The following is a 17547-nucleotide window of genomic DNA, read 5'->3' on the forward strand; positions in this document are numbered from 1 at the left end:
CGTAAAAAAACCTGGCCCTTTAAATAAGGACCAGGTTTTCTAAATGCTGTTATTTCTTTTTTGTCAAACGTCCAAGTGCAAACGCGCCTGCCGCTAAGCCGATCATCGTGTTTGTCTTTTTGTTAAATACTTGTTTGACAATCAAATTCATATTTTGTGGACGTTCAGCAAGTCTACGCATGAAGTAGCCGTACCAATCTTGTCCAAAAGGAACGTACGTACAGAAATTGTAGCCTTCTTTCGCTAATTCGAGTTGCATATCTTTTCTGAAGCCATATAACATTTGGAATTCAAACTTGTCATTTGAAATGTTATGCTCTTTCACAAAACGTTTCACACGATTAATAACATTATGGTCATGCGTAGCGATGGACGTGAATTTACCATTCAATAAATGCCATTCAATCAACTTAATGTAGTTTTCATCAATTGTTGCCTTGTCTTGATACGCATATTCTGCAGGCTCTTTGTATGCACCTTTAACAATGCGAAGACGGTAATTTTTATGTTTATGCAAATCTTCTTCCGCACGGAAAAAGTATGCTTGAATAACGGTACCAATGTTATCATAATCCGCCGAAAGTTCATCCAACAAATCAAAAGATGGTTGTAAACGTCCATAGTCTTCCATATCGAAGTTTACAAAAATACCATACTTGTGCGCAGCTGCGACAATTTCTTGGATATTGGATTTACAGAAATCATAATCGATATCTAAGCCTAATTGGGAAGGCTTCAACGAAATATGTGCATCTACTTCGTTTTCATGGATCGCTTCAACTACTGCAAGAATTTGTTCTTTCGCAGCAAGCGCTTCTTCTTTTTCGAAAACAAACTCGCCTAAATTATCGACAGTACAAGAAATGCCATGTCTGTTCAATTCTTTAATGCTCTCGATTGTCTCTGCAATGTTTGTGCCAGCAACAACATGTTGTGCGCCCATTTTTAAACCATATTTTTTCGCTGCGCTATTCAAAAATTGATTTTGAGATAGGCCGATAAAGAAATCTTTTAACATTTCCATTACTCCTCGACATAAATATTATTTTTCCTCCTGCATTATATCACAGCATTCGCTAATCGACACCGTATTAAGCCAGAAAAAGAATATTGAATAATTTACCACCCACATAGTAAACAACCAATTATTCTCAGTATCTGTTGAAATTGAGAGAACTTCTATTTTCAGTATTTCAAAAATCTTTGTTTTTCATGAAACTTTATGGTTAAATTAATGAGAGAGGAAAACAGATGTTTGAATTTAGGGGGGCTTTTTGTGACAGAGAAAACAATTTTTGAGTTATTACATACGATTGAACAAGTAACACATAAAATGCTAGTACGCTGGCGCCAAGCATCAAATATCGACCTAGGGATTTCACACATCCTTGTCCTTCATGAATTGAAAACACACGGTGAATGCAGACCATCTGATTTAGCGAAAAATTTGAATTTCACACCTGCTTCCTTGACGCATTTATCAACAAAACTGACAAATCAAAAGCTGATTTCAAGACGACAAGATGAGTCAGATCGCCGAACGACTTACTGGGCGATTACTGATAAGGGCAAAGAAATCTTAAATGAAGCACATGAAAATGGACAAAATGTGCGGAAGGACTTGTTTTCCCATTTATCTGAAGAAGAACGACTTGCAATGTTAACCATATATAAAAAACTAGATGATGCGTTAAACTAAACTACAACAATAAAACCGGCAGAATCGAGAGCGGAAAGACCTCGTTTCTGCCGGTTCATTTATGATGTCAATTCTGCTCTTTTATACCCCAGGAATTGTTTCTCCAGCAACGCACCTAACGAAAAGATCGCGTCTTCATTCCCGTTCTTCCCTATGATTTGTAGCCCGATTGGCATGCCGTCTTCGTCTATTCCAATTGGTATCGTCAATGCCGGCAAACCCCATGTGTTGGCATACGCTGTAAAAGGCATGTATTGCAAAAATGTTTTTTGAATCGAAAAAATCTCTTTGTATACGACATTATGCCGAGGAGCCGCTGTATGATAAACCGGCATGATCAGCAGTCGGTGTTCCAAGTACGCTTCTAACAGCTTATCTCCTTCTGCTAACTCATTTCTCATTTCACTGATTCTTCGATGAGAAGGTTTAAATAGAGCCGCTCCAATGAGTGCCCAAGATAAGTAGCGGTGAATGTCGGCATTTCCTTTCCACAGCTCTTTCACAAACGCAATATGCGGACTGCTTGAACGAGAACCGAACGCATGACTTGACGTAGCCTTTCCTCCATCAATCGACATAATTTCCTGCCAAAGCAGTGCTGACTGATCTAGTAAAGGAACCGGTTCCCTCTCCGTAGAAAATTTATCCTTTAAAAATACATACACATCGTTCAACAGCTTACTCGTTCGAGTAGAAAGCGGATAATTCGTTGTACGGAATACATTAAGTGTGAATGAATCTAAAGATTGTTCTACGATGCTTTTATCACTAATTATGGAATAGAGCAGTTTCGCATCTCTAACCGACTTTGCGATAGGCCCAATTCCAAGCATGCGTTGTTGTAAGTCATTGTCGACGTAAGGAAAGCTCCCGTCTTGTGATACACTTCCATTCCCAGATTTAAAGCCAATGACGCCATTAAAATGACTAGGAAATCGAATCGAGCCCCCGATGTCCGAACCGAGTCCTACGGCAGCACATCCTAACGCAATTGCAGCCCCTTCACCGCCACTCGAACCTCCTGCAGTGCGATCGAGGTTCCAAGGATTATTCGTCCGACCGTATAATTTATTGTCCGTCTCTTGGCAAAAGCATAATTCGGGTGTATTCGTTTTGCCTAAAATAATGGCCCCTTCCGCTTTCAAACGATCTACGACTTCTGCATCTTCATCAGGAACGAAACCCTTTAACCGTTGTAATCCACCCGTTGTTTGCATGCCCATTACATCGAAAGATTCCTTCATACTAATCGGTACGCCGAATAATGCCCCTTTCGCTTCTCCTGTTGCAAGCAAACGGTCTGCCTCTTCCGCTTCTTGAAGTGCTACTGAAAAACGATCCTCAGTCAGGAAGTTAACAGCCGGATTTGTATCTTTAATCCGTTGTATGTATATTTCTGTAATCTCGGTAACTGTCATCTGTTTTTGTTCGATTAACTCTTTAATGCTGACAGCATCTGCGTCCAAAACGTTAACAGTTTTATCTTTTATCAACACATCCCCCACTTGTCTCATCCCCCTCTTTAAATTGTTCCATTTTATTCATTATAATGAAAGTTAGAACAAGAGACAATTGCAGGATTGGTGGAAATGAAATGGACACATCTTTCGACAGTCCACTTCACTCCTAGAGATCCTTTTACAGATTCAGAAAGATGACGATAAGAATAAGCAGGAAAGAACCTCCTAATGCAGCCCATTGACCACCATCAGGATTTTCTGGCCGACTATCCCATTTTTGCATACGCTTCATCTCCTTTCTGATTACCTGCTAGTAAAACTATTGCCGACAAACTTTTTGATTAAACAATACCGCTAACCAATCGGTAGCTTATGGTAAACTGATTGGTAGAACGGAGGCCATTCTATGAAATTATTTATCGTGAACCCTGCTTCTGGAAACGGTCATGCATTGAATCACTGGAAACAACTCCAACTCATTTTGGATCAGAAAACCGTCGACTACCAAATGGTTCTTTGCACAGATATCGCAACAACACAGCGCACCATTGAAGAGCGCATACACACGCTCCCTATCGATGCAGTCGTCGTTATTGGAGGCGACGGAACCATCAACGGTGTCGTACAAGTATTGGCATACTTAGATATACCGCTTGCCGTCATTCCAAGCGGATCCGGTAATGACATTTGCCGTAATTTTGCTTTATCCAACGAGCCGAATGCTTTCGTTGAAAAGTTACTCGAACGCTCGATTGTTTCGGTTGATTTGCTACGAGTAAATGATCGATATGGTGTCACGGTCGCCGGAATTGGTTTAGACGCGAAAATTGGTGCACGTGCAGAAACATCTACCTATAAAAAGTGGCTGAACCATATGAATAAAGGTGCTTTTGCGTATACAGTCGCTGCATGCATTGAATTTTTTCTGTATAAACCATTTACAGCAACGATGAAAATCGACGGTGTAGAACGTACTATTTCCAAACTATGGCTGCTTGCTGTAGGTAACTGCAGCACATATGGTGGCGGTATGGTCATTTGCCCGGATGCCGATCCTACAGATGGTTTTCTCCAATTGACGATGTTACATTCAGCAACACGACAAAAAATCATCACATCTCTCTTCCCTGCCCTGTTACGAGGAAAGAAAATTGTGCAGGAAGAAGTGTCTTATCAATCTGCCAGACAGATTTCGATTGACGCAAATCGAATCGTCCCAATTGTCATTGATGGTGAAGTTCATTATTCCGATCGATATGCGATCTCAATTGCACAAGGAGCATTACAAGTACTTCTTACTGGCAATCAGAAGGATAATCTTTTCATAAAGAAAACGCTTACATAATTAATTGAATTCCCAGTATTGAACAATTCCTTAAAATTCATATTCAATTTAGAACAATCTTATGTTAATTCCTCCACTTTCATGTTATTATAATTAAATCTTTATGAAGTAACGGAAGGAATGAGCGTATGACAAAATTAGCGAATAGTAAACCTAAAACGGTACATGTGGAAGATATCTTGATTGCCAATCAATTGCTAAAAGATGTTGTGTCCCACACACCGCTGCAAAAAAATGAACGACTCTCTGAAAAATATGATTGCCACGTCTATATTAAACGCGAAGATCTGCAACATGTGCGCTCGTTCAAACTACGAGGAGCTTACTACAAAATGAAGCGAGTGGAGCACGAAGCGAGAGAGAATGGCGTAGTTTGTGCTAGTGCAGGTAACCATGCGCAGGGTGTCGCATACGCCTGTGCCCACTTAGAGATTAGCGGCAAGATCTTCATGCCCCAAACGACACCGAAACAGAAAGTCAACCAAGTACGAATGTTTGGTAGGAATTATGTCGAAATCATCTTAGTCGGCGATACATTCGATGATTCTTTTGCGCATGCCATGGATTGTGCAACGAGTGAAAATCGAATTTTCATCCATCCTTTTGACGATGTAGACATCATTGCAGGTCAAGGGACGGTCGCTGTTGAAATTATGAATGATGTCGAAGAGCCGATCGACTTTGTATTTGGCAGTATCGGTGGTGGCGGATTGATGTCCGGAGTGAGTACGTATATTAAGAACCTGTCTCCTACAACGAAGATGATTGGTGTTGAACCCGAGGGCGCTCAAAGTATGCTCGCTTCATTTAAAAATGGAGAAGTCACTTCGCTGGAAACAATTGATAAATTCATTGACGGAGCTGCTGTGAAATGCGTTGGTCAAAAAACGTATGATATTTGTCGACAATATGTCGATGCAATCGTCAGTGTCCCTGAAGGAAAAGTGTGTACGTCCATTTTGGAATTGTATAATGAGCATGCAATCATTGCTGAACCTGCAGGCGCGCTACCTATCGCAGCACTTGATTATTATAAAGAGCAGATTAAAGGAAAAGCCGTTGTTTGTGTCATTAGCGGCGGGAATAATGACATCGGCAGAATGCAGGAAATTAAAGAGAAGTCGTTATTGCACGAAGGGCTCCTTTATTATTTCATCATCAATTTCCCACAACGTGCTGGTGCCCTTCGGCAATTCTTGGATTCCGTTTTAGGTCCGGATGATGACATTACGACATTTGAATATACAAAGAAGCATAATAAGGAAAACGGGCCAGGACTTGTTGGCATCGAAGTGAAACGCAAAGAAGATTATGACGGCTTGTTGGAACGTATGCGACAAAACGGCTTCCCTTTTACGGAAGTGAACAAAGATAGTACGTTGTTTGAGTTGTTGATTTGACTAAAATAAACCTGCAAACAACGTTTCTCTAGTTGTTTGCAAGTTTATTTATTTATTAAAAATCGAGAGTTTCTTATTTCTACTTGGAAAATCATAATATTGTTCACTAAATTACGTCATATCTCATGTGTGCCCGTTATAACTTACAAAGTTGTTACATTGTTTAATATAACGCACCACTCCCAGCGAAACTGATTTATTTTGGGGAAAGTAAAAAAGAGCAGCACATGCCGCCCTTCTGATTTTTACCACACACTATTCTTTTACAATAATTAAATTGATAGGCCCAGTATTGCTGGATGATTTGTCTATTTTAAATTTGGAATCCTCTCTTTTAATCTGTAAAGGACCATACATTTTTTCAGTTTCACTTAGTGAAACACTACCAAACCAATATACATAGTTTTGAATGCTTTCTCCTTTACAAAATAGAATAAGTACACGATCATCTCGATATGCTATAGAAAAATCACTAATTCGATTCACGGAAATGCCATAATTATTCTTTATCCTCGTTTTTTCCGTATATGGAGTGACTAAGATTATATTATCCCAATCACCATTTACTGCTTTACCAAAATCAACATATTCATCCTGTTGAACTTCTTTTTCAATCTTTGAGCGAATCATATCGTTTTCATTTATTTTATAAATATTATACGCTACCACTGCTATTGTTATAGTTAAAGAAAAAAAACAAACACTTAAAAAGTTTTTGGGATTTTAAACTCATTTTTTAGCTCCTGTACTATTTGTATTTACTAAAGATGTTTTCACACCAATGTCAGTTCCACGAATCTTTTCATTTCACCTTTTTTTACAGCTTCATTTATCATCTGAAGTGCCATTCTATCGAACAAATCAGCATTACCTGCAAATTGTGCGAGTTTAGGACCATAGCTGATTCCAACATCGTTATTATTCGAGTCCATACTTCTTGCTAATGCAGTATAATTAGGACTTGGAAAGTCATTTTCATGGGCTATTCCAAATCTCCTCGAAAAATCAGAACCTGCAACCCCAGCTGAAGAAACAGCCATCCACAAAGAATGTCTAAATGCATCTGCATTATCATCTTCTCCACCTGAATAATACTTTTGATAATGATTCATAGCGAATTTAGCTGCAGATAAAACAGCTATACCTTTCACTAAACTCTCGTTAAACACATTCTTTTCATTAGGACCTAATTTGTCTTTTATTATTGGCAAGTCACCATAAGAGAATGGTGAAATATCTGGACTTGCATTTATTAATTCTCCATCTGCGTTGATAATATTTAATTCAATCCCTCGTATTATTACTTCTGCCTTTAACAAATTATTCAATTCATCTTCTGAAAAGTCAGGGTTTTCATTTTGCTTTTCCCGAGAATACCTCTCCAAACTATCAATATCTAGCTTTTCAACTATTGAAGCATAGTCAATATCTTGCTTTGATACTTCAATATAATTGAAGTCGTTATTCAAATTGTTAGACGTTGATTCAAGTGCCAAAGCATTCACATTAGTAGACATTAATGTAATGACAGCTACAGCTAAACAGGTTGAAAAAAGTTTGTTTTTCATTTATTCCTCTCTTTTTTTAAGTAATCCTTATATTTATCAAAGGACCTTATTTAGTATTATGAGTAATATTATACCATAAATGAGTTAACGTCATATAAATTTAGTTAACTCATCAGCGCGATTTAAATGTATGTTTGGTAATTAAATGTCTAACTCTTTAATTCCCTGGACTATGAGAATGTCCAGGTTCTGCAACTCATCTACGGTTATGTCTAGTTCTTAAGATATTCTGAATGTAACATAATACATAAAATGTTACATTCGTTTAATTGATTCTATTGGAGATTTTCACTTGAAGAAGGGTGAGGTGAGGTTAGTTTAACAATATGTTACATACAAAAACTATGATTTTATTGGGTTTAAATGAGGGGAAGAAAATGATAAAGACAAGTAGTGAAAAAGAAGAAATCAAAGACCTACAACAACGAGAACTTTCAAATAGTAATAATGATACTAATCATCCAAAGGAATCAATATGAGCATTTGTTGGTGAAAAAGAAATTTTTCAGTTTCAGAATATTCTATTTTTATGTAGTTTCAGCTACAGTGTCAAAAGCACTAAACAATAGAGGATTGGCAAAGGAATGTATATTTTCCAAACCAAAAAGACACCCAAAATAATGGATGTCTTCGAACTTTACAAACCAACCGAAATATACTTCACTTCAATATACTCATCAATCCCTTGGTGGCCGCCTTCCCTTCCCAGTCCACTTTGTTTAAACCCTCCAAATGGAGCTTGCGGTGTGGATGGTAAGCCATCATTCAAGCCGACGATGCCATACTCTAGCTTTTCACTCATCCGAATACCTTTTGAAAGATTTTCCGTGAAGACATAGGCAGCCAGTCCATAAATGGAGTCATTTGCGCGTTTCAATACCTCTTCTTCAGTTGCGAAAGTTGTTATCGGTGTGACGGGACCGAATGTCTCTTCTTGCATACAAATCATGTCATCTGTCACGTTAAGTAAGACAGTTGGCTCAAAGAAAAGCCCTTCTTTCCGACTTCCACCTACGGCTACGTTAGCACCTTTTTCTTGTGCATCGTCTACATGCGATTGGACTTTTTTAACTGCAGCTTCGTCAATTAATGGGCCGATGTGAACACCTTCTTGTTTTCCGTCACCGACTTGCAATTGTTTGACCCGTTCTATGAATTTAACAGAAAACGCGTCTACGATTGATTCGTGGACATAGATACGATTGGCACAAACACATGTCTGCCCTGCGTTACGGTATTTTGCAGCGATGACACCTTCTACAGCTTTGTCGATATCACAGTCTTCCATCACAATTGCAGGTGCGTGGCCACCTAACTCCAATGATATTTTCTTCACCGTTTCAGCAGCACCACGCATAAGTAGTTTTCCGACTTCGGTTGAGCCAGTAAAAGTTAGTTTACGCACTCTCGCATCGTTCAACCATGCATCACCAATCGCTTTCGCATCTCCTGTGACGACGTTGATGACCCCTTCAGGAATTCCTGCTTCGTGTGCTAATTTCACTAATTTTATTGCCGTGATCGGTGTTTGTTCAGCTGGTTTGATGACGACCGTACATCCTGCAGCAAGAGCTGGCCCTACTTTTCTAGTAATCATTGCCGCCGGGAAATTCCAAGGCGTAATGACAGCAACAACGCCTACTGGTTGCTTATGCACAAAAATACGTTTGTTCGAATGACTCGCAGGCACCATTTCACCATATATACGTTTCGCTTGTTCTGCATACCACGAAATGAACCCATTTGCATAATTCATTTCCCCGCGGGCTTCATGCAATGGTTTGCCTTGTTCTACCGTCATCGTTTCCGCAAGTTCATCGATATGCTCGTTAATGAGCGCATACCATTTTTCGAGAAGCGCGCTCCGTTCATAAGCCGTTCGGTCAGACCATTTCTCAAAAGCGGTGTATGCTGCGGCGACTGCTTGCGTCGCCTCCTCGGCACCACCGTCAGGGACTGTCGCAATAACATTTCCTGTTGATGGATTGGTCACATCAATTTTGGAAAGGTCTTCTCCAACGTTTTTTCCGTTAATGATCATTGAATAAGCTTTCATCTTCCTACCTCCCATGTACTCTCTCTACCTATACACAATGTATCACGCTTTTTCTTCCAATTCAGTGCGCAAGCATCAATTCTATAACCTGCTAATTTATGATACATATAGAAATATACCCTTCTACAGAACTTGCTACACTAATTCATGAGATACTCGAAAGACGGTTCAAAGAGTCTTTTCCGGGCTTGCACAGCTCTATTGATTGTCTATAATTCTTGCTAATATACTTTTATAATTGTATTCATCTTTAGGAATCACAAAATTTGTTAAATATAAATTATCATCCTCATCGTATTGAATATTGACTATACTTTTTTCCGAAGAAGTGATCCATTCATAGTTGTCATTATTGAATAAGACCTTACTGATTGCCTTAGTATCATCGACATTTAAAACATAAATTCGATAATCATTTTTTAGTGCATTTTCTATTTCTTCGATAGAAACATTTATAAACTCATCATTCTCGATAAAGATATATTTAAAATTATCTTGATCTAATAGAGTTTTATTCGTTTCTACTATCTTATTACTTGTATTATCTGTAATGTAGTTAACGAAATTACTGTCACTACCGATATATTGTATATTTGAGTTTAATGAAGTGCTCATTTCATTATTTTGTGAAGTACATCCGAATAAAATCACAAATAAAATAGAGAGAAAATAAAATCTGATTTTCAATATGAATCAACCGCCCTTTTAAAAAGTAATAGAAGAGAAAGATTATTCTTTTTTCATACTTTAATCAAGCCTTTCTTTTGACGATAATTTTGATTTTTCGCATAAGATCATTTCATTCACAAGACAAGCATTTTTATTATGGTGATATTCCACAAAATAGGTAGCAAAAATTATGGAGTAATCATGTGAGGTATATCACCTTTCTATTGTATATATAATTATAGCCTATACATACGCAAATAAGTATTATATTCAGTTTTATCGAACTTATGTAATTATGTTGAAGTGAAACGAATAAACACACTCAATCCGCAGCATTTCCGAAAGTTCATTTTACTAATAATAAAGTAAAGTGTTTGCTTCCTAAATCATATTACCTTGTATAAAAGCATCTAATAAGGGTTGGGAGCAGTAAGTATTAAGCAAGACAAGAAAAATCATAAAAAAGCATGAAAGCAAGCTGTTGCCTGCTTTCATGCTTTTTCTATTCATTCTAACGAATCGTTTTCCGTTCCCTAAACAACAAAAATTGTTCAATAATAATTGCAAGAATCGTTCCAGTGATCAATCCATTGGACAAGACAGCCGTAAGAGCGTGCGGCAAATTCGACATACTCACTTGCGGGATGAACATAATGCCGACCCCTACCATGAGCCCGATTGCTGTCACTTTAAACGCGCGCTGTTCGTTCGATTCCGCGCGCAATTCGTAAAAAGCCATCTCGACCATCTTCGTAAAGATTGCAAACGTCACTGCATAGGCGACTGCCGCTGGAAGCGAAGCAAAAACAGACATGACGGCCGGAAAAATTGTAATGCCGATGAGCATGATGCTTCCAATTACAAACGGTTTTAGCGATGCCATTCGCGTTGCACCAACAAATCCTGCTGATCCTGAAATCGGTACAGGCCCAATTGCAGAAAATAGACCTGCAAGGAGATGATTGACACCTGATGCGATCGATCCTTGTTTCATCCGATCAGGTGGAGTGATCGCAAAGGATTGTTTCAACAAACTCTCCATGACGCGAATTGATGCCATCATATTGGCGATAAGTAACAGCGTGATGAATGAGGCTGTGACGACGACACCACTGTCCCAAACCGGCTTACCATATACGAATACATCAGGCAGTTTCAGGATTTGGTCTAAATTCGGTCGGACCATATCCGCTTTTCCGATGAGAAGAAATAAGATCCAACCAAACCCGATAGAGAGCAATACAGAATACCTCGATATCCATGGAACTTTATGATTCATCGTTAACATCGTAACAATGACAACAAGGAAACTGCCGATGAATAACAGACCGTCAATACGATTTTCCGGTCCCCCTACACCGACCATTCCACGCAGAAATGTTCCGCTCAACTGCAGAATAAGCAGCATTAAATACGTAAATGTCACTGCCGGCGTAAATAGTTTTTTCATTTTACCGATTAGACCTGATAAAGCTAGGAGGACGAAAAGCACACCACTCACGATCATCCCGCTTTGTAGCGACTGCAAGGCATCTTCATTCGTTGGATATAAAACACCTACCATGCCCGCATAAACAACAAAAATGCCCCACCATAAGCCGGCTGGCCCTTCATTTATCGGCATACGATGACCGAAAATGGCCTGGACGACACATGCGACTCCGAGCACAAACATTGTCCGTTGGATGAACAATGCTGTTTCAGCAGGATCCATTCCAAAAACATTTGCAATGGCAATGGGTGCAGCGATCGATGACGCAATTAAAAAAACGGCCCATTGCAAGCCACCTAATACATACTTCATAAACACACCTCGATAACGATTGAATCATTTTTTCCTGTTCAATAGTATAACACTTCAAGTACCGAAGTAATGCTTTTATTGAAAAGATTGATTTTTAGCTTTTCCCCTTATAGTAACCATCTTGTAATATTCGTCATGTTTGAAACGAATGACGAAGGGTAATTTCATGAATAGCAATTACTAAACTATGAAAATGACTAGGAGGCGTTCGATTATGGTACAAAGACATGTTGTTGGGTATTACAATACAGAAGCAGAAGCGGTGCAAGCAATCGAGGAGTTAAAGCGACAAGGTTATAGCTCAAGTGAGATATCCATTATTAGTAAGGATAAGGAACACGTAGAAAATATTGAAGCGCGAACGGAAACTCACGCTGCTGATGGAGCGGCAACAGGTGCGGCGACTGGCGGTCTTCTCGGCGGACTCGGTGGTGTACTTGCAGGACTTGGTGCACTCGCGATTCCGGGCATCGGACCAATAATCGCGGCCGGCCCAATTGTGGCAGGCATAACGGGTGCTGCTGCGGGTGCAGGTGTCGGTGGACTTGCAGGTGCATTAATTGGAATGGGTATTCCAGAAGAAGATGCACACCGTTACACCGAGTATTTTGACGAGGGTAAGATTCTCGTATTAGTTGATGGCGAGTATTTACATCCGGATAATCGTATGGACTATCCAGATCGTCCACTTGTTTAACTGCATAATAAAGGCTGTCCGCGATGTCGGACAGCCTTTTTCAATATTAATAATACGGAGAGATCATAATATAAACAAGCACACCCGTAAAACTTACATACAACCATAATGGCATCGTCCAACGAACGATTTTACGGTGACGTTCATGTTCCCTGTTCCATGCACGCGCGACACTTGTCAATGCAAGCGGCACAATGGCTGCTGCTAAAACGATATGTGTAATCAACACAAAATAATAAATTCCCGCTACGATTCCCGAACCTCCAAATGACGTGGACGGAGCCAAATAATGATAAGACACATACGTCACAAGGAATAACGATGTTGTGAAAAACGAAGCGTAGATGAATTTTCGGTGAGCATTAATGTTTCGTTTCTTAATCGCTACAAGAGCAGCTACAAGGAACAAAAATGTAAAGCTGTTAAAAATCGCGTTCAATAACGGTAGAATTGTAATATCGAATGCGGTAAATTCTTCGACTCCCCTGCGCCCTGATAGCAAAGCGATAACCCCTATCAATACGACTGACAAAATAATAATGGCAGGTTTATAATTGCGTTTCTTAAACGGTTTGCCGGATAGCCTATCCATTTCTTGATTCATAAGCAGTACATCCCTTTCTGTCCTCTATCACTTTGTAGTGTATCATATTTCATTAAAATGAGTGGCAACTTCACAGTGTTGTCAAATTCGAACAAAAAACAGCGGCTGAAGAATATGCCTCCAACCGCCGTTTCTATTCACGATTCTCTCATCGTACGTTGTAAAAACGCTTTTGTCCGTTCTTTTTTCGGATTCGTCAATAAATCAACCGGACTTCCCGACTCGATTATTTCGCCGTTATCCATAAAGAGCACAGTATCCGCTACATCCCGTGCAAACTCCATTTCGTGTGTTACGACAATCATCGTCATATGCTCCTGCGCGAGATCTTTCATCACACGAAGCACCTCCCCCGTCAATTCGGGGTCCAGTGCGGATGTCGGTTCGTCGAATAACAAAATGTCAGGGTTTCTCATTAATGCCCTAGCAATCGCAACACGTTGTTTTTGCCCACCTGAGAGCTTTGCTGGCAACACGTCGGCCTTATCAGCGAGCCCTACTTTGGCCAATAGCTCTACCCCATGTTTACGAAGGTCTGCTGTACTTCCCTCTTTCAGTAATTTAGGGGCAAGGACTAAATTATCCAACACTGTTAAATGAGGAAACAAGTTAAAATGTTGGAACACCATCCCCATTTTCGACGTAATTTGTTTTAACTGCTGCGGTTTTGAATAAACCCCTTCTTGGACAATGAACTGCCCATCTACCGCAATGCTCCCGCCGTCAATTTCCTCTAAATGGACTAAACTCCGAAGCATCGTACTTTTCCCTGATCCAGATGGTCCAATGACCGCAACGACTTCATTTTTATTCACATTAAAAGAAATCTGTTTGAGGACTTCGAGCGGCCCAAAAGATTTCTTTAAGTTCGTCACTTCCAAAATCGCCATGCTTACAACTCCTTACTTAAAAATCATCAATCAAAACGCAATCTTCTTTCCAACCATTTAAAGAATAACGTCAAACATAACGTAATGAGTAAATAAATGATCCCTGCCAATACAAACGGCACAATTGTAAAGTCACGATTGACGGCTGTTTGTGCAAAGTGTAACAGTTCCGGTACGGCTACTGCGTATAAAAGCGCCGTGTCTTTTACTAACGTAACCGATTCGTTTGCCACTGCTGGCAATGCAATTCGAATCATTTGCGGCAAAACAACTCTCGTCGTCGTCTGCCAACGATTCAGCCCAAGCACTTTTGACGCCTCATATTGTCCATTGTCAATCGCTAACAGTCCACCACGGAAGATTTCCGCAAAGTACGCTGCATAGTTTAAGATGAAACCGATCGACGCGGCCACAAAACGATCCAACACGAGGTATTCCCCGATGACCGGGATGAGCGGCAAACCAAACACGATGAAAAGCAATTGCAACAGCAATGGCGTTCCACGCATTAAATAAATATACGCATTCGCCAGCCAAGCGAGCGGTTTAATGGAACTGCGCACTGCCAATGTTAACAGGAATCCAAGTGGAATGGATACGATAATGGCGATTAAAAATAATAAAACTGTCGCTTGAGCCCCTTCTAACATCGGTTTTATAATGGATATTAAATAATCGATAGACATTTGGCAAAACTCCTTCAAAAAGCAAAACAGGTTTTCACATGGAAAACCCATTTCGCACCCTATTTACTTCAATACTTTGTCTTCGCCGAACCACTTCGTCGAAATGTCTGCTGCACTACCGTCTTCATTCATTTTATCCAACGCAGCTTGCAGTTTATCCAACAACTCTTCATTTCCTTTTTTCACGCCAACTCCATACTCTTCAGGCGCTAGTGATTCACCGATAACTTTGAATGTACCTTCTTGTTTGGACATGTAGTAATCAATGACAACTTCGTCGATAACGACTGCGTCCACACGACCCGCTTTCAAGTCTGTCAACGCCAATACATTATCAGCATACTCAGAGATTGACTTCACTTTGTCATGTACCGGATTTGCGCTCAAAGCATCAGATGCAGAAGATAGACCTTGCAAACCAACTTTCTTGCCAGATAGGTCGTCCAATTTCTCAATGGATGAATCCGTCAATGTCGCTACAACTTGTGCATTTTTCAAATAAGGCTTAGTGAATAGTACTTTCCCTTTACGTTCTTCAGTAATCGTATAACCGTTCCAAATCAAATCGATCCGACCACTGCTCAATTCTGTTTCTTTTGTTTTCCAATCAATTGGTTGGAACTTCACTTCCATCCCCATATGCTCTGCTGCTGCTTTTGCATAATCAATATCAAAACCAGTCAATTCGTTATTCTCATCCCGGAAGCCCATTGGCGCAAATTTATCATCCACACCGATGACCAACACATCATTATTTGCTGAATCATTTTTGGATGTCCCACATGCAGCTAATACAAACAGTGTCATTACGGATACTCCGACGAACAGTAACATTCTCTTCATGTAAAATACCTCTTTTCATGTATATTAAACTTCAACACTTTAACTCGTTAACGTATTGCTACTATAACACGATTGTTTCGCAATGAAAACCCCTTCTTTTATAGACGGAATATTACATAATTGTATAGCACGTGAAAAGGATAGCGTTTAAGAATGGTAGAAAACGGTTATTGAACAGTACATTGTTTTGAAAAACTGAGGAGGCGTGAAAGATGAACAAACAACCAAATGAAGTACCTGCAACAGAAGAACGTCGTCGATTGGAAGTCCAACACGTATATTCCCGTGATTCTAAAACGTATGAAAATGAACCAAAAGCTGCTCACCCAACTCCAGTGAACGAACAAGATTTTACTGGATCGAATCAAAACGACTTTGAAAGCAATGAACTCGGCCCGGAACCTAACGGCGTAGATCCGTCATTGCACGGTCAGTCTTTTCAGCAACAACCCTTCAATGAGTTCGAAAGCAATGAACTAAATCGAAATAATACAGAAACCTACGAACAGGCCAACGAACCAAACGGAATGGACCCTGCATCATCCGTATATAAATTCGAACACGGCCAAACGTTTCAACAAACTCCAGAAGAAATAGAAGTGAACGGACTCGGCGAAGAGCCAAATGGCATGGATCCGAACAAGCGTTAATGCGTGTAAATAACAAAAAGCACTAGGTACATACATCAGTATGCGCCTAGTGCTTTTTGTTTAACGACTACTCACTAAATCTTTGTCCGAAAGTATTTGATAAATCGCTGCTACTGAATGATCGGAGAGATTGTAAATCGTATGTGTATCGGTTGTCTTCATGAGCGAACCAGAATCATCGGTAATCCATAAGGCAAATTTTTCGTCATCCAAACTGAATGTGAACTGTGGATCTGCCATATTTACGATTCCCGGCTCTTTTATGGAATCTTTTACAGCTTGTTTGAAAGAAGATACATCGTCTTCTGAAAGGTCGATTTGAATGGTTGATTGGGACGCAAGAGGCATTTGTAATTCCTTTTTCGGTTGTGTGTTTTGGGAACAAGTGGCTAGCAACAAACAGAGTGGGACAAATAGGAGTAGAAAATTCTTCATCAATATTCCACCTTTTATAGAGTAGACGAGAGATGGGATAGGAAGTTACATAAGTGAGAGTATTAGCAAGTTGATAACTGCATATCCTCAATTGGGATTCTACAAACCCGTCGACTTGCGTTTCCGCACACACTTTCCGCAGAGCACGGGTAAGCCAATCGAACAACAAAGGGTTCAAGTGCTCGATGTCCTGCTTATCACGCCATGTGTTTGGTTTTAGATTATCCAGCCAGAAGATTTAATCTGTCGTATCAGGAGCAACCTGCTTTCTTACTTCTTCACAAAAATCTCCTTTGTCTTCGGGATGGATAGGAAGAATAGATCGCGCTCTGCCTGAGTAGCTTTCGGATTCTTTGCGTTCCAGATTTCTAATTAAAGTTATATTCAAGTCATACTCATCTTGCTCTATCTCCACCGAAATGTATGTCTGTTCCCAAAATTCATATCCAAGCGCTCGTTTAAGCAGCGGATTCTCTACCTCGTAATCGATTACTTCCTTTCTCTTTTTTAAAGGACTCCGCTAACTCCGGGAATTGGTTTTGGTAACTGTGAAAAGTAGAAGGGGCAATACCTAATCTTTTCGCTATATCCTCGGCAATCAGTCCATCTCTAGCCCAACATTCTATCTCAAATAGTTTCGCCTCCACGTGCGTATGATACTTGCTACGACGGCCACCTTTTTTCTTGCTCACTTCACATCACCACCCCCACCTGGTAGACTCTTCTCGTATTTTTAGACAC

The 17547-nt window shown here is 39.9% G+C and carries 18 protein-coding genes; 5 read left to right on the forward strand and 13 right to left on the reverse strand.

Annotation, left to right across the window (positions count from 1 at the left end; all coding sequences use genetic code 11):
• Nucleotides 1–49 precede the first annotated feature (49 nt).
• Complete coding sequence (locus tag ACVHUV_RS12985; RefSeq protein WP_462084843.1) at nt 50–1018, reverse strand: proline dehydrogenase family protein; 969 nt, start codon at nt 1016–1018, stop codon at nt 50–52.
• A 258-nt stretch (nt 1019–1276) separates the two neighbouring features.
• Here ACVHUV_RS12985 and ACVHUV_RS12990 point away from each other — a divergent pair, with 258 nt between their 5' ends.
• On the forward strand, nt 1277–1699 hold the full coding sequence (locus ACVHUV_RS12990) for a MarR family winged helix-turn-helix transcriptional regulator (RefSeq protein WP_317944431.1): 423 nt from the start codon (nt 1277–1279) through the stop codon (nt 1697–1699).
• 59 nt (nt 1700–1758) lie between these two features.
• On the opposite strand, the gene ACVHUV_RS12995 is transcribed toward ACVHUV_RS12990, so the two are convergent.
• On the reverse strand, nt 1759–3204 hold the full coding sequence (locus ACVHUV_RS12995) for an amidase (protein WP_462084844.1): 1446 nt from the start codon (nt 3202–3204) through the stop codon (nt 1759–1761).
• A 361-nt stretch (nt 3205–3565) separates the two neighbouring features.
• Here ACVHUV_RS12995 and ACVHUV_RS13000 point away from each other — a divergent pair, with 361 nt between their 5' ends.
• Nucleotides 3566–4504 (forward strand): diacylglycerol/lipid kinase family protein, encoded by a 939-nt coding sequence (locus ACVHUV_RS13000; protein WP_462084845.1) that lies wholly within the window; start codon nt 3566–3568, stop codon nt 4502–4504.
• A gap of 128 nt (nt 4505–4632) precedes the next feature.
• Nucleotides 4633–5904, forward strand: coding sequence for a threonine ammonia-lyase IlvA (gene ilvA, locus ACVHUV_RS13005; RefSeq protein WP_371391448.1), 1272 nt, complete (start codon nt 4633–4635; stop codon nt 5902–5904).
• A 255-nt stretch (nt 5905–6159) separates the two neighbouring features.
• Here the strand turns inward: ilvA and ACVHUV_RS13010 are convergent, their stop codons facing one another.
• The 5 genes from ACVHUV_RS13010 to ACVHUV_RS13030 all read right to left on the reverse strand — a co-directional run bounded on the left by ACVHUV_RS13010 (nt 6160) and on the right by ACVHUV_RS13030 (nt 12001).
• Nucleotides 6160–6534, reverse strand: coding sequence for a hypothetical protein (locus ACVHUV_RS13010; protein ID WP_462084846.1), 375 nt, complete (start codon nt 6532–6534; stop codon nt 6160–6162).
• A gap of 143 nt (nt 6535–6677) precedes the next feature.
• Nucleotides 6678–7472 (reverse strand): DUF6973 domain-containing protein, encoded by a 795-nt coding sequence (locus ACVHUV_RS13015; protein WP_462084847.1) that lies wholly within the window; start codon nt 7470–7472, stop codon nt 6678–6680.
• Between the two features lie 637 nt (nt 7473–8109).
• Complete coding sequence (locus ACVHUV_RS13020; RefSeq protein ID WP_317944441.1) at nt 8110–9528, reverse strand: NAD-dependent succinate-semialdehyde dehydrogenase; 1419 nt, start codon at nt 9526–9528, stop codon at nt 8110–8112.
• Nucleotides 9529–9726: 198 nt separating this feature from the next.
• Nucleotides 9727–10215 (reverse strand): hypothetical protein, encoded by a 489-nt coding sequence (locus tag ACVHUV_RS13025; RefSeq protein WP_462084848.1) that lies wholly within the window; start codon nt 10213–10215, stop codon nt 9727–9729.
• A gap of 493 nt (nt 10216–10708) precedes the next feature.
• On the reverse strand, nt 10709–12001 hold the full coding sequence (locus ACVHUV_RS13030) for a purine/pyrimidine permease (protein WP_462084849.1): 1293 nt from the start codon (nt 11999–12001) through the stop codon (nt 10709–10711).
• A gap of 214 nt (nt 12002–12215) precedes the next feature.
• Here ACVHUV_RS13030 and ACVHUV_RS13035 point away from each other — a divergent pair, with 214 nt between their 5' ends.
• Nucleotides 12216–12698 carry a general stress protein gene (locus ACVHUV_RS13035; protein ID WP_317944446.1) on the forward strand — a complete coding sequence of 161 codons (483 nt, stop codon included), beginning with the start codon at nt 12216–12218 and terminating at the stop codon, nt 12696–12698.
• 46 nt (nt 12699–12744) lie between these two features.
• Here the strand turns inward: ACVHUV_RS13035 and ACVHUV_RS13040 are convergent, their stop codons facing one another.
• The 4 genes from ACVHUV_RS13040 to ACVHUV_RS13055 form a co-directional block, all read right to left on the reverse strand.
• Nucleotides 12745–13302: a DUF420 domain-containing protein gene (locus ACVHUV_RS13040; RefSeq protein ID WP_462084850.1), complete on the reverse strand. Its 558-nt coding sequence runs from the start codon at nt 13300–13302 to the stop codon at nt 12745–12747.
• Nucleotides 13303–13439: 137 nt separating this feature from the next.
• Nucleotides 13440–14192 carry an amino acid ABC transporter ATP-binding protein gene (locus tag ACVHUV_RS13045; RefSeq protein ID WP_462084851.1) on the reverse strand — a complete coding sequence of 251 codons (753 nt, stop codon included), beginning with the start codon at nt 14190–14192 and terminating at the stop codon, nt 13440–13442.
• A gap of 26 nt (nt 14193–14218) precedes the next feature.
• The gene (locus ACVHUV_RS13050) at nt 14219–14878 is read right to left on the reverse strand and encodes an amino acid ABC transporter permease (protein WP_462084852.1); all 660 of its coding nucleotides are present in this window, start codon (nt 14876–14878) and stop codon (nt 14219–14221) included.
• A 63-nt stretch (nt 14879–14941) separates the two neighbouring features.
• Nucleotides 14942–15721, reverse strand: coding sequence for an amino acid ABC transporter substrate-binding protein (locus tag ACVHUV_RS13055; RefSeq protein ID WP_462084853.1), 780 nt, complete (start codon nt 15719–15721; stop codon nt 14942–14944).
• 212 nt (nt 15722–15933) lie between these two features.
• On the opposite strand from ACVHUV_RS13055, the gene ACVHUV_RS13060 reads away from it, so the two are divergent.
• Nucleotides 15934–16371: a hypothetical protein gene (locus tag ACVHUV_RS13060; RefSeq protein ID WP_317944452.1), complete on the forward strand. Its 438-nt coding sequence runs from the start codon at nt 15934–15936 to the stop codon at nt 16369–16371.
• 60 nt (nt 16372–16431) lie between these two features.
• Here the strand turns inward: ACVHUV_RS13060 and ACVHUV_RS13065 are convergent, their stop codons facing one another.
• Nucleotides 16432–16806, reverse strand: coding sequence for a YhfM domain-containing protein (locus ACVHUV_RS13065; protein WP_462084854.1), 375 nt, complete (start codon nt 16804–16806; stop codon nt 16432–16434).
• Nucleotides 16807–17264: 458 nt separating this feature from the next.
• The gene (locus ACVHUV_RS13070) at nt 17265–17498 is read right to left on the reverse strand and encodes a hypothetical protein (RefSeq protein ID WP_462084855.1); all 234 of its coding nucleotides are present in this window, start codon (nt 17496–17498) and stop codon (nt 17265–17267) included.
• Nucleotides 17499–17547: the final 49 nt, after the last annotated feature.

Source organism: Sporosarcina saromensis, assembly GCF_054901285.1.